This window comes from Burkholderia sp. RF4-BP95 (genome assembly GCF_001521985.1).
Classification (GTDB): Bacteria; Pseudomonadota; Gammaproteobacteria; order Burkholderiales; family Burkholderiaceae; genus Burkholderia; species Burkholderia diffusa.
Genome location: NZ_LOSX01000053.1, coordinates 1 through 12,215, shown reverse-complemented (window position 1 = coordinate 12,215; position 12,215 = coordinate 1). Strand labels below are relative to the sequence as shown.

The following is a 12,215-nucleotide window of genomic DNA, read 5'->3' as shown; positions in this document are numbered from 1 at the left end:
CGACAGGCCCGGAACGACGGGGGCCGCATGCTAAAATGGACAGCTTCGAACTCCTCTGACAAGCTGGCGCCATGAATATCGTGATTTTGGCGGCAGGCACCGGCAAGCGCATGCGTTCCGCGCTGCCGAAAGTGCTCCATCCCCTGGCCGGCAGGCCGCTCCTCTCCCACGTCATCGCCACCGCGCGCACGCTGCAGCCGTCGCGGCTCGTCGTCGTCGTCGGTCACGGCGCCGAGCAGGTCCAGGCCGCCGTCGCCGCGCCCGACGTCCAGTTCGCGGTGCAGGCCGAGCAGCTCGGCACCGGCCACGCGGTACGCCAGGCGCTGCCGCTGCTCGATCCCGCGCAACCGACGCTGGTTTTGTACGGCGACGTGCCGCTCACCCGCGCGTCGACGCTGCGGCGTCTCGTCGACGCCGCGCGCGAGGGCCGCTACGGAATTCTGACCGTCACGCTCGACGACCCGACCGGCTACGGCCGCATCGTGCGCGACGCGTCCGGCTTCGTCACGCGCATCGTCGAGCAGAAGGACGCGTCGCCCGAGCAGTTGAGGATCGCCGAGATCAACACCGGCATCATCGTCACGCCCACGGCGCAGCTGTCGATGTGGCTCGGCGCGCTGAAGAACGAGAACGCGCAGGGCGAGTACTACCTGACCGACGTCGTCGAGCTCGCGATCGAGGCCGGCTTCGAGATCGTCACGGCGCAGCCCGACGAGGAATGGGAAACGCTCGGCGTGAACAGCAAGGCGCAGCTCGCGGAGCTCGAGCGCATCCATCAGCGCAACGTCGCCGATGCGCTGCTCGTCGACGGCGTCACGCTCGCCGATCCGGCGCGGCTCGACGTGCGCGGCACGCTGCGCTGCGGCCGCGACGTGTCGATCGACGTGAACTGCGTGTTCGAAGGCAACGTGACGCTCGCCGACAACGTGACGATCGGCGCGAACTGCGTGATCCGCAACGCGTCGATCGGCGCGGGCACGCGCATCGACGCGTTCACGCACATCGACGGCGCCGAGCTCGGCGCGAACACCGTGATCGGCCCGTACGCGCGGCTGCGTCCGGGCGCGCAGCTCGCGGACGAAGCGCACGTCGGCAACTTCGTCGAGGTGAAGAACGCGGTGATCGGCCACGGCTCGAAGGCGAACCACCTCACCTACATCGGCGACGCCGACATCGGCGCGCGCGTGAACATCGGCGCGGGCACGATCACCTGCAACTACGACGGCGCGAACAAGTTCCGCACCGTGATCGAGGACGACGTGTTCGTCGGCTCCGACACGCAGCTCGTCGCGCCGGTGCGCGTCGGCCGCGGCGTGACGATCGCGGCCGGCACGACGATCTGGAAGGACGTCGCCGAAGGCGTCCTCGCATTGAACGAGAAGACGCAGACCGCGAAGAGCGGCTACGTCCGCCCGGTCAAGAAGAAGAGCTGAACCTTTAGCGGGCGCCCGGACGGCGCCCGCGTCGACTTACAGGATTGACCATTCATGTGCGGCATTGTCGGCGCAGTTGCGCAGCGTAATATCGTTCCGGTGCTGATCGAAGGATTGCGGCGCCTCGAATACCGTGGCTACGATTCGTGCGGCGTCGCCGTGCTCGAGCCGGGCGCGCCGAAGCGCGCGCGCAGCGTCGCGCGCGTCGCCGATCTCGACGCGCAGGTGCGGGAATCGCATCTCGAAGGCACGACCGGCGTCGCGCACACGCGCTGGGCGACGCACGGCGCGCCCGTCACGCACAACGCACACCCGATCTTCTCGTCGAACGCGCTCGCGCTGGTGCACAACGGCATCATCGAGAACTTCGAGACGCTGCGCGAAGCGCTGCGCGCGAAGGGCTACGAGTTCGTGTCGCAGACCGACACCGAAGTCATCGCGCACCTCGTGCACAGCCTGTATCGCGGCGACCTGTTCGCGGCCGTGCGCGAAGCCGTGCAGCAGCTGCACGGCGCGTATGCGATCGCGGTGACGCACAAGGACCAGCCGCACACCGTCGTCGGCGCGCGCCAGGGTTCGCCGCTCGTCGTCGGCCACGGCGACGGCGAGAACTTCCTCGCATCCGACGCACTGGCGCTGGCCGGCAGCACCGACCGCTTCACGTTCCTCGAGGAAGGCGACGTGTGCGAACTGTCGCTCGACGGCGTGAAGATCGTCGACCGCCACGGCGCGCTCGCGCAGCGCGAAATCCGCGTGGTCAGCGCATACGGCGGCGCGGTCGAGCTCGGCCCGTACCGCCACTTCATGCAGAAGGAAATCTTCGAGCAGCCGCGCGCGATCGGCGACACCGTGCCGCAAACCGAAGCGTTCGACGCGACGCTGTTCGGCGAGGCGGCCCCCGCCGCGTTCGCGAACATCGACAGCCTGCTGATCCTCGCGTGCGGCACGAGCTACTACTCGGGCCTCACCGCGAAATACTGGCTCGAATCGATCGCGAAGATCCCGACCCAGGTCGAGATCGCGAGCGAATACCGCTACCGCGAGTCGGTGCCGAACCCGCGCCAGCTCGTGCTGGTGATTTCGCAGTCGGGCGAGACGGCCGACACGCTCGCCGCGCTCAAGCACGCGCAGTCGCTCGGCCACACGCATACGCTCGCGGTGTGCAACGTCGCGACGAGCGCGATGGTGCGCCTCACCGAGATGCAGTTCCTGACGCACGCGGGCACCGAGATCGGCGTCGCGTCGACCAAGGCGTTCACGACGCAGCTCGTCGCGCTGTTCGTGCTGGCCGCGACGCTCGGCAAGCTGCGCGGGCACGTCGACGCCGCGCAGGAAGCGCAATTCCTGAAGGAGCTGCGCCACCTGCCGGCCGCGCTGAACAGCGTGCTCGCGCTCGAGCCGCAGATCATCGCGTGGTCGGACGAATTCGCACGCAAGGAAAACGCGCTGTTCCTCGGCCGCGGGCTGCATTACCCGATCGCGCTCGAAGGCGCGCTGAAGCTGAAGGAAATCTCGTACATCCACGCCGAGGCCTATCCGGCCGGCGAACTGAAGCACGGGCCGCTCGCGCTCGTCACCGAAGCGATGCCGGTCGTGACGGTCGCGCCGAACGACACGCTGCTCGAGAAGCTGAAGTCGAACATGCAGGAAGTGCGCGCACGCGGCGGCGAGCTGTACGTGTTCGCGGATGCCGACACGCAGATCGTCAACGACGACGGCCTGCACGTGATCCGGATGCCGGAACACTACGGGCAGCTGTCGCCGATCCTGCACGTCGTGCCGCTGCAGCTGCTCGCGTATCACACCGCATGCGCGCGCGGCACCGACGTCGACAAGCCGCGCAACCTCGCGAAGTCGGTGACGGTGGAATGACGCGTGCCTCCCGCGAGGGAGGCCAGCGGCCCGTCGGGGCTGAGTATCCGCGTGAAGCAGGCCATTCGGCCAGGTCAAAATATATACCACTTGGTGGTATATAATCCTGTGCGAACTTGACTGGCTCGACATGTCTGCTTCCGTACGACGCGTATTCAAGACGAAGTGGTTTCACAAGGCAGCAGGAAAAGCGGGAATCGCCGATGGCGAACTGTGCCGCGCGGTGCGACAGCTGGCACGGGGCCAGGGCGTCGATCTCGGAGGCAACGTCTGGAAGAAGCGTCTGGACGGGAATCGCCAGCGCGGCATCGTGCTGGGCAAGGTCGGGCATACGTGGGTGTTCGTGTTCCTGTTCGCCAAGTGCGACCGCGACAACATCGACGCTCACGAACTGCGCGCCTTCAAAAAGCTCGCAGCGGATGTCGGTCGACGCACCGACGTCGACATCGCGACACTGGTCGCACTGAACGAGTGGGTGGAGATTTGCAATGGCTAAGAGCCGATTCAAGAGCGACGCGACGGAGGCGGTCCACAGCGCTGCGTCGGGTCTCTATCGCGCACGGCAGATCGACAAGAAGACAATGCGCGAATACGACGTCCTTTGCATCGAAGCGGCGCCGAAGTTCGATCCGGAAGCGATCGCACGCATCCGTAAGTCGGTCAATGTCAGCCAGAGCGTGTTCGCGCTCTACCTGAACACGACGACGTCGACGATTCGCCAATGGGAACAGGGCGACAAGCGGCCGAGCGGTATCGCCGCGCGCATGTTGCAGATCGTCGAGAAACACGGGCTCGAGGTATTTTCGTGAAACGTGCTCCCCGAGCACGGATGAGCGGCCGCCTTCTCACCGGGCACCGCAACGCGACGCGAGCCGCACGCAAGATGACGGAGAGACCATGGTAAGACTGTTTGGATGCGGATTGCTGGCGCTGAGCTTCGCGTCGACGGGCTGGGCGGCCGAGCACTACGTCGAAGTCTGGAACCCGCCCGAAGCGCGGTTGCCGGCGGCGCGTACGCCGGACGCCCGGACGCCGGCAGCGCGCCCGGGTGCCGACGCGCACGCGGGCGGCAAGACCGTGGAAAAGCACGCGAGCGTGCAGCCGAAGACTGCGGTCAAGCCGCACAAGCGCCGCGTCGCACAAGCCGTGAAAACCGCGCCGCATCGACCGACCGCCGCGACGGTCGAAACCCCGGCCGCACCGCGCCCGGTCGCGCAGCCCGCGCCGGGCCGGCTCACGGTGATGCAGCCGGCCATGCCCGATACGCCGCACGCACTCAAGTTCTCGGACATCCCGCGGCAATACACGCCGGACGGCAACGTGCTGCGTGTCGGCACGGGCAGCCGTTCCGCGGAGGTGACGCGATAATGGAAGCGCAGACCTATCACGGCTACCAGATCTGGGGCCATTCGATCCTGCAGCAGGACGAAATCCTGAAGCCCGAACGCTTCGCGGCGAGCGGCACGATCACGCAGAACAATCGGCTCGTCGAAGCGTCGGGCGTGCTCGGCGTGTTCGACACCGAGGACGAAGCGCGCGAAGCGGGGCTCGAATGGGCCCGCGCATGGATCGACAACCATCGCTGAACTCGCCGCGCGGCTGCGCGCGCGCCATCATCAACGCAAGAAAAAAGGGGCGTCCATGACGCCCCTTTCTGCATTCGGCCCCGGCCCGCTCACGCAACGGGCCGCGGCGGCGGCACCACCGTCCGGGGCCGGCCGACGAGCCGCGCCAGCACGACGATCGCGACCAGCGTAACGACGTACGCCGCGATCTGGATCCCCGCCGGACGCGCGGTGTAGCCGATCAGCGTATGCAGCGCCTTGCCGACGATGCTCGATTCCTTGAGCAGCCACGAGGTATCCCAGACCGCATCGCCCCACGACGGCACGAGGCCGGCGGCGAGCAGGAAGCCGACGCACTGACTCGCCATCCCCGCCGCGAGCAGCACGATCAGCGCATTGGTGACGGAGAACAGGCGCTTGAGCGGAATCTGCAGCAGGCCCGCATACATCGCGTAGCCGAGCCCGGCGCCACCCAGCACGCCGAGCAGCCCGCCGACGATCATCTGCGGCGTCTGCCCCGGATCGCCCGCCGCGATGCCGTACAGAAACAGCACGGCCTCCGAGCCCTCGCGCAGCACCGCGACACCGACGACGATCGCGAGCCCCGTCAGCGGCCGGCTGCCGGCCGCGACGGCCCGGCCGACCTCGCCCATGTGCAGCGCCATCTCGCGGCCGTGGCGGCTCATCCAGATGCAGTGCCACGCCAGCATCAGCGTCGCGACGAACATCACGCCGGCGTTGAAGACTTCCTGCCCCATGCCGGAGGCCCACTGCGAAATCACGTCGGCGAACGCGGCGATCAGGCCGGCGCCGATCACGCCGCCGACGAGCCCGCCGCCGACCCACCAGCCGCGCCTCGGCACGCCCTTCGTCGCGGCCATCACGATCGAAACCACCAGCGCGGCCTCGAGCACTTCACGAAAGACGATCAGGGCGGTAGACAGCATGGCGATATCCGCTTATTTGACGGTCAGGTGCGTTTTCGACTGCGCTTCGTGATACTCGTCGTGGAACTCGTAGGTGCCGGCCTTCAGCGGCCCGACCAGGATCTCGACCGACTTGCCGGCCGGCACGACCTTCTCTGCCTTGAAGTCGTCGCTTTCGAATTCCGCGGGCGTCGCGTCGAGGTTCTTCACGACGAACTTCACCTTCTTGCCGGCCGGAATCGTCACGCCGTCGGGCGAAAACTTGTGGTCCTTCAGGTTCAGGTTGACGACGTCGTCGGCAGCCAATGCGGACGTTGCCGATGCGCCCAGCAGGGCCAGTGCAAAACCGAGAGCGAAGCGATTCATACGGGTAACGAAATGAAATATCGAGGGGAACCGATAGTAAGATCGATTCGCATTTCCCTCTTCAAGTACCCTTACTGGCGGCATGGACATCGTGCATCACCGACATGACATGCACCTTGTCGCGCAAGGCTCCGCCAGATTTCGCCGACAATACCCGAGCGTCAATCGGGAAAAATTCGGACTGACGCACACGGGCGGATTACGATTCGTCTGACTTCAGTTTTACAAATTGCTTATGCGGCGCCGAACGCATCGAAGGGGCTTGACCTTCCCACCATGGCAAGCTTCATGCTGCTCATGTTTCTCAATCGCCCATCCACCCAGGAGAACACGATGGAATTCGAAGTCCAGGACATGACCTGCGGCGGCTGCGCCAATGCCATCACGCGCGCCGTGACGGCAGCGGACCCCGCCGCGAAGCTCGACATCGACGTGGCCGCGAAGACGGTCAAGGTCGAGTCGGCACAAGGCGCCGAACGCGTGCAGTCGATCATCGAAGCCGCGGGCTTCCACCCGGCACTGCGCTCGGCCTGACGCGCGCGGGCGCGGCGCCCGTCGGCACCGCGCCCCGCACACCGGCCGCGTCAGCGCAGCCGGATCAGCGTCGACTTCAGCTCGGTGTATTTCTCGAGCGCGTGCAGCGACTTGTCGCGGCCATTACCCGACTGCTTGTAGCCGCCGAACGGGAAGTTCATGTCGCCGCCTTCGTCGTAGCAGTTCACCCACACCGTGCCCGCCCGCAGCCGGCGCGACACGTCGTGCGCGGTCGTGAGGCTGGACGTCCACACGGCCGCCGCCAGGCCGTACTCGGTATCGTTCGCGATCCGCACGGCCTCGTCGACATCGTCGAACACGATCACCGACAGCACCGGGCCGAAAATCTCCTCGCGCGCGATCTTCGCGTCGGGCTTCACCTCGAACACCGTCGGCTCCACGTAGAAGCCGCCCGTCTCCTCCTTCACGCGCGCACCGCCCGTGACGAGCGTGCCCTCCTTGCGTCCGGCATCGATGTAGCCGAGCACGCGCTCGAGCTGGATCCCGTCGACGATCGCGCCCATCGATACCGACGGATCGAGCGGGTTGCCCGGCACGTACGCGCGCGCGGCCGCGACCAGCTTCTCGATGAATGCGTCCTTGATGTCGCGATGCACGAGCAGGCGCGAGCCGGCCGTGCACATCTCGCCCATGTTGTAGAAGATCGCGCCGGCCGCGGCCTGCGCGGCGCGGTCGAGGTCCGGACAATCCGGCAGCACGATGTTCGGCGACTTGCCGCCGAGTTCGAGCCACGCGCGCTTCAGGTTCGACTGCGCGGCGTACTGCATGATCAGCTTGCCGACCGCGGTGGAGCCGGTGAACGCGATGCAGTCGACATCGCGATGCAGCGCGAGCAGCTTGCCCGGCTCGCCCGCGCCCGGCACGACGTTGAACACGCCTGCCGGGATGCCGGCTTCGTATGCGAGCTGCGCGACGCGGATCGCGGTCAGCGGCGATTTCTCCGACGGCTTCAGCACGACGCTGTTGCCGGCCGCGAGCGCCGGGCCGAACTTCCATGCGGCCATCAGGAGCGGGAAGTTCCACGGCACGACGGCCGCCACCACGCCGACCGGCTCGCGCGTGACGAGACCGACGAGATGATGGTCGGCCGGCGCGACTTCGCCGCCGACCTTGTCGATCGCTTCGGCGAACCATTCGACGCAATACGCGGCGCCCGGCACGTCGACCGTCGTGGTGTCGCCGATCGGCTTGCCCGCGTCGAGCGTCTCGAGCAGCGACAGTTCGTCGAGATGCTCGCGCATCAGCGCGGCCCAACGCAGCAGCACGGCCTTGCGCGCGCGCGGGTTCAGTCCGGCCCACACGCCGGCGTCGAACGCGCGGCGCGCGGCCGCAACGGCGGCGTTCACGTCGGCTTCGCCGCAATCGGCCACCTTCGCAAGCACGCGGCCGTCGATCGGGCTCACGCAGTCGAACGTCCTGCCGCCGTGCGCGTCGCGCGACGCGCCGTCGATGAATGCGCGCCCGTCGATCGCGAGCGACGCCGCCTTGTCCTGCCAGTCAGCCAAAGTCAACTTGTTCATCAGGATGCCTCAATTGTCGTGGCATTCGCGCTGCGGCACGCCGCGCAACGGCAACGCTGCCGGCGGCGAATGCGGTGATGCGCGGTCAGAAGGTGGCCGGCGAATTCGCCGACACGACCTCGCAGAGCTGTTCCGCGCTGGGATTGCGAAAACGGTGCGGCAAACGGCTTTCGAAGTAGTAGCCGTCTCCGGGGTCGAGCAGCCACGTCGCGCCGTCGACGGTGAGCTCGAGCCGGCCCGACACGACTACGCCGCCCTCGTGCCCCGCGTGCACGAGCATCTCGGGCCCCGTGTCGGCGAGCGGCTGGTAGATCTCGCGCATGATGCACATGTTGCGGTCCTTCACGCCCGCGCCGACGAGATGAAATGCGAGCGCGTCGTTGCCGAGGTTCGGCATCTCGTCACGGCGCGATACGACCGAGCGCGATTCGACGAGTTCGAACGTGAAGAACTCCGCGAGACTCATCGGAATGCATTCGAGCAGTTTCTTCAGCGAGCCGACCGACGGGCTCACACGCCCCTGTTCGATCAGCGAGATCGTGCCGTTGGTCACGCCGGCCCGCTTCGCGAGTTCGCGCTGCGACAGGCCATGCTTGTTGCGCACGAAACGCAGGCGCTCGGCGACTTCGGTGGACATCGATTCGGTTTCGGACACGATAGGAGTGCGGTGAAAAAGTGAAACGATGCGTTGAACGGCATTACGCAGCCGTTGAATATTCTAATCACTTTATGCCGCGCATCAGCGGGGAAAACCCTGAAAGGCGTTCGAAATAATGAACACCCCGCGAATCATTCCGTTTGCGAATCTTTTGTTCGGAGTGCCTCGGGAAAGCCCTGACATGAGACCGTCAAAAAACATTTGACGCCGTTTTTGGCTCGTATATGCTGGCTCTCAGGTCAGCGTCATTGGCCATTCATCGGCACCGAAAAACGTTATTGCAACGTAAAAATTGATGCCCATCGATGTAAATGACGCAGGCCCGGCACCTCGATTATTTTAAACGCCTCGCGCGCCGAAACGATCAGGTGTTCAATACTTTCAACAAACCAGTCGAGTGTAATCGTGAGAGTCCGTGGCCCTCTGGTGAGGTGGGATCGAGGCGATGTGCGAAGTTTGCGCAGCGCTGCTCCCGCTTCCGATGGCAGTTGCGGCTGGCATAGTCCTCGCCTGCTGCATCTGTCGATCTACACCATCCTGTCCCGTCGTTCCGTTCGCCGTCACAACGCCGTTTCCGCACGCGCGTTCGTGGCCGTCGATACCGACGAAGTCGCGTCGCTGCTGCCATAGCGCCTCTCCTCCTTTTCTCGTCGTTCGTTTCAATTGCCTGCTCGTTAGCCGCGCCGTCCGCGCGGTGACGGAACGCGTTCGCGCATCCATTGCCGCGTCGCGCAGCACAACGAAACGAACGACGGCCTGACCGTCGCGCGCAGCGCGGATCGCCATGCGAACCCGTTGCGCCCACTCACCAGCGGCCTTGCGCATTTCGCCAGGCTGCGGGGCCGTGTCGCGCCTGCATTTCACGATTTTCCCGCGCAACGCACGTCATGGCCCTACGGACAACTGATTGACGTCATGGAAAGGAAACCCCTCGTCGGCATCACCGCCGACTTCACGCAAATCGGCGCACATGCGTCGCACACGGTCGGCGACAAGTACGTCGCGGCGATCGTCGACGGCGCGCACGCGCTCGCGATGGTGCTGCCCGCGCTCGGCGATCGCCAGTCGACCGACGACGTGCTCGCCACGGTCGACGGCCTGTTGTTTACCGGCAGCTATTCGAACGTCGAGCCGCACCTGTACGGCGGCGAGCCGAGCGCGCCCGGCACGAAGCACGATCCCGCACGCGACGCGACGACGCTGCCGCTGCTGCGCGCGGCGATCGTCGCGGGCGTGCCCGTGCTGGCCGTATGCCGCGGCTTCCAGGAGCTGAACGTCGTCTGCGGCGGCACGCTGCATCAGCGCGTGCACGAAGTGCCCGGCCTCGCCGATCACCGCGAGGACGACGACGCGCCGATGGACACGCAATACGGCCCCGCGCACGTCGTGCGCCTGACGCCCGGCGGCGTGCTGCACACGCTCGCCGGCGGCCGCGACGACGTACACGTGAACTCGCTGCACAAGCAGGGCATCGCGCAGCTCGGTTCCGGCCTCGCCGTCGAAGCCGTCGCGCCGGACGGCCTGATCGAGGCCGTCAGCGTCGTCGATGCACCGGCCTTCGCCCTCGCCGTGCAATGGCACCCGGAATGGCGGCATGCGCACGACCCGCTGTCGAGCGCGATCTTCCGCGCCTTCGGCGACGCCTGCCGCGCGCACCGCAACGCCCGCACGCGCGCCGCGGCCGCCGCCGCGCTCGCCTGAGCGCGCCGACCCACATAACGAGAACAGACATGCAAGACATCGAAGACTTTCTGAAGCAACACCGGATCACCGAGATCGAAGCGATCATTCCCGACATGGCCGGCATCGCGCGCGGCAAGATCACGCCGCGCAACAAGTTCACTTCCGGCGAATCGATGCGCCTGCCGCAGGCGGTGATGGTGCAGACCGTCACCGGCGACTATCCGGAAGACGGCTCGCTGACCGGCGTGACCGATCCCGACATGGTGTGCGTGCCCGACACGTCGACCATTCGCCTGATCCCGTGGGCCGTCGATCCGACCGCGCAGGTGATCCACGACTGCGTGCACTTCGACGGCTCGCCGGTCGAGATCTCGCCGCGCTACGTGCTGCGCCGCGTGCTCGACCTGTACAAGGCGAAGGGCTGGAAGCCGGTTGTCGCGCCGGAGCTCGAGTTCTACCTGGTCGACATGAACAAGGACCCGGACCTGCCGCTGCGTCCGCCGGTCGGCCGCACGGGCCGCCCCGAAACGGGCCGCCAGTCGTATTCGATCGAGGCGGTCAACGAGTTCGATCCGCTGTTCGAGGACATCTACGAATACTGCGAAGCGCAGAACCTCGACATCGACACGCTGATCCACGAAGTCGGCGCCGCGCAGATGGAGATCAACTTCATGCACGGCGACGCGCTGTCGCTCGCCGACCAGGTGTTCCTGTTCAAGCGCACGGTGCGCGAGGCTGCGCTGCGTCACAACATGTACGCGACGTTCATGGCGAAGCCGATGGAAAACGAGCCGGGTTCGGCGATGCACGTGCATCAGAGCATCGTCGACGAGGAAACGGGCCGGAACCTGTTCACGTCGCCGGAAACCGGCGGCGCGACGTCGATGTTCTACAACTACCTCGCGGGGCTGCAGAAATACACGCCCGCACTGATGCCGATCTTCGCGCCGTACATCAACTCGTACCGCCGGCTGTCGCGCTTCATGGCCGCGCCGATCAACGTGCAGTGGGGCTACGACAACCGCACGGTCGGCTTCCGCATCCCGCATTCGGGCCCGGCCGCGCGCCGCATCGAGAACCGGATTCCGGGCGTCGACTGCAACCCGTACCTCGCGCTCGCGGCAACGCTCGCGGCCGGCTATCTCGGCATGACGCAGCGGCTGGAGCCGACCGAACCGCTCGTCAGCGACGGTTACGAACTGCCGTACCAACTGCCGCGCAACCTCGAGGAAGGGCTCACGCTGATGGCCGCGTGCGAGCCGCTCGGCGAGATTCTCGGCCACAAGTTCCTGAAGGCGTATTTCGCGCTGAAGGAAACCGAATACGAGGCGTTCTTCCGCGTGATCAGCTCGTGGGAACGCCGCCATCTGCTGCTGCACGTCTGAGCGTGCACACGACCGAATACGGAATCACGGAGGAAACATGACTTACCGCAACGAATCTGCCTGGATCCAGCCGGCCGCGCCGGCCGCCGCACCGCGCACGACGCAGGCGCGCTCAACCGCCGAATACCGCGCGCTCGACGCCGCGCACCACATCCACCCGTTCTCCGACATGGGTGCGCTCAACCGCGCGGGCAGCCGCGTGATCGTGAAGGCCGACGGCGTCTACCTGTGGGACTCGGACGGCAACAAGGT

The 12,215-nt window shown here is 66.4% G+C and carries 14 protein-coding genes and 1 pseudogene; 11 read left to right on the top strand and 4 right to left on the bottom strand.

Going from position 1 to position 12,215, the window contains the following annotated elements; translation table 11 throughout:
• Positions 1–71 precede the first annotated feature (71 nt).
• From glmU to WS46_RS18455, 6 genes are all read left to right on the top strand, one after another.
• Positions 72–1,433 (top strand): bifunctional UDP-N-acetylglucosamine diphosphorylase/glucosamine-1-phosphate N-acetyltransferase GlmU, encoded by a 1,362-nt coding sequence (gene glmU / locus WS46_RS18480; RefSeq protein ID WP_059691377.1) that lies wholly within the window; start codon positions 72–74, stop codon positions 1,431–1,433.
• Between the two features lie 54 nt (positions 1,434–1,487).
• A complete protein-coding gene (gene glmS / locus WS46_RS18475) occupies positions 1,488–3,305 on the top strand; it encodes a glutamine--fructose-6-phosphate transaminase (isomerizing) (protein WP_059691376.1) in 1,818 nt (605 codons plus the stop codon).
• A gap of 130 nt (positions 3,306–3,435) precedes the next feature.
• A complete protein-coding gene (locus WS46_RS18470) occupies positions 3,436–3,801 on the top strand; it encodes a type II toxin-antitoxin system RelE/ParE family toxin (protein ID WP_059523861.1) in 366 nt (121 codons plus the stop codon).
• The gene (locus WS46_RS18465) at positions 3,794–4,114 is read left to right on the top strand and encodes a DNA-binding transcriptional regulator (RefSeq protein WP_059523859.1); all 321 of its coding nucleotides are present in this window, start codon (positions 3,794–3,796) and stop codon (positions 4,112–4,114) included. The genes WS46_RS18470 and WS46_RS18465 overlap by 8 nt, the downstream gene beginning before the upstream one ends.
• Positions 4,115–4,202: 88 nt before the next feature.
• Positions 4,203–4,673 (top strand): hypothetical protein, encoded by a 471-nt coding sequence (locus WS46_RS18460; protein ID WP_059691375.1) that lies wholly within the window; start codon positions 4,203–4,205, stop codon positions 4,671–4,673.
• Positions 4,673–4,891, top strand: coding sequence for a hypothetical protein (locus WS46_RS18455; RefSeq protein WP_059691374.1), 219 nt, complete (start codon positions 4,673–4,675; stop codon positions 4,889–4,891). The genes WS46_RS18460 and WS46_RS18455 overlap by 1 nt, the downstream gene beginning before the upstream one ends.
• A gap of 89 nt (positions 4,892–4,980) precedes the next feature.
• Here the strand turns inward: WS46_RS18455 and WS46_RS18450 are convergent, their stop codons facing one another.
• Positions 4,981–5,817, bottom strand: a complete 837-nt coding sequence (locus WS46_RS18450) for an FTR1 family protein (protein WP_059523855.1) — start codon at positions 5,815–5,817, stop codon at positions 4,981–4,983.
• 12 nt (positions 5,818–5,829) lie between these two features.
• Positions 5,830–6,162 carry a cupredoxin domain-containing protein gene (locus WS46_RS18445; RefSeq protein WP_059691373.1) on the bottom strand — a complete coding sequence of 111 codons (333 nt, stop codon included), beginning with the start codon at positions 6,160–6,162 and terminating at the stop codon, positions 5,830–5,832.
• A gap of 333 nt (positions 6,163–6,495) precedes the next feature.
• On the opposite strand from WS46_RS18445, the gene WS46_RS18440 reads away from it, so the two are divergent.
• Positions 6,496–6,696 (top strand): heavy-metal-associated domain-containing protein, encoded by a 201-nt coding sequence (locus WS46_RS18440; protein ID WP_006754615.1) that lies wholly within the window; start codon positions 6,496–6,498, stop codon positions 6,694–6,696.
• Positions 6,697–6,746: 50 nt separating this feature from the next.
• Here the strand turns inward: WS46_RS18440 and WS46_RS18435 are convergent, their stop codons facing one another.
• Positions 6,747–8,237, bottom strand: a complete 1,491-nt coding sequence (locus WS46_RS18435) for an aldehyde dehydrogenase (protein WP_059523853.1) — start codon at positions 8,235–8,237, stop codon at positions 6,747–6,749.
• A gap of 85 nt (positions 8,238–8,322) precedes the next feature.
• Positions 8,323–8,874: a cupin domain-containing protein gene (locus WS46_RS18430; protein ID WP_014895828.1), complete on the bottom strand. Its 552-nt coding sequence runs from the start codon at positions 8,872–8,874 to the stop codon at positions 8,323–8,325.
• Positions 8,875–9,342: 468 nt separating this feature from the next.
• Here WS46_RS18430 and WS46_RS36510 point away from each other — a divergent pair, with 468 nt between their 5' ends.
• From WS46_RS36510 to WS46_RS18415, 4 genes and pseudogenes are all read left to right on the top strand, one after another.
• Positions 9,343–9,525, top strand: a complete 183-nt coding sequence (locus tag WS46_RS36510) for a hypothetical protein (protein ID WP_006402789.1) — start codon at positions 9,343–9,345, stop codon at positions 9,523–9,525.
• Between the two features lie 285 nt (positions 9,526–9,810).
• Positions 9,811–10,596, top strand: a complete 786-nt coding sequence (locus WS46_RS18425) for a gamma-glutamyl-gamma-aminobutyrate hydrolase family protein (protein WP_059691372.1) — start codon at positions 9,811–9,813, stop codon at positions 10,594–10,596.
• A 29-nt stretch (positions 10,597–10,625) separates the two neighbouring features.
• Entirely contained in the window at positions 10,626–11,963 is a 1,338-nt protein-coding gene (locus WS46_RS18420; protein ID WP_059691371.1) for a glutamine synthetase family protein, read from the top strand.
• A gap of 37 nt (positions 11,964–12,000) precedes the next feature.
• Positions 12,001–12,215: pseudogene (locus WS46_RS18415) on the top strand (aspartate aminotransferase family protein); the annotation flags it as partial.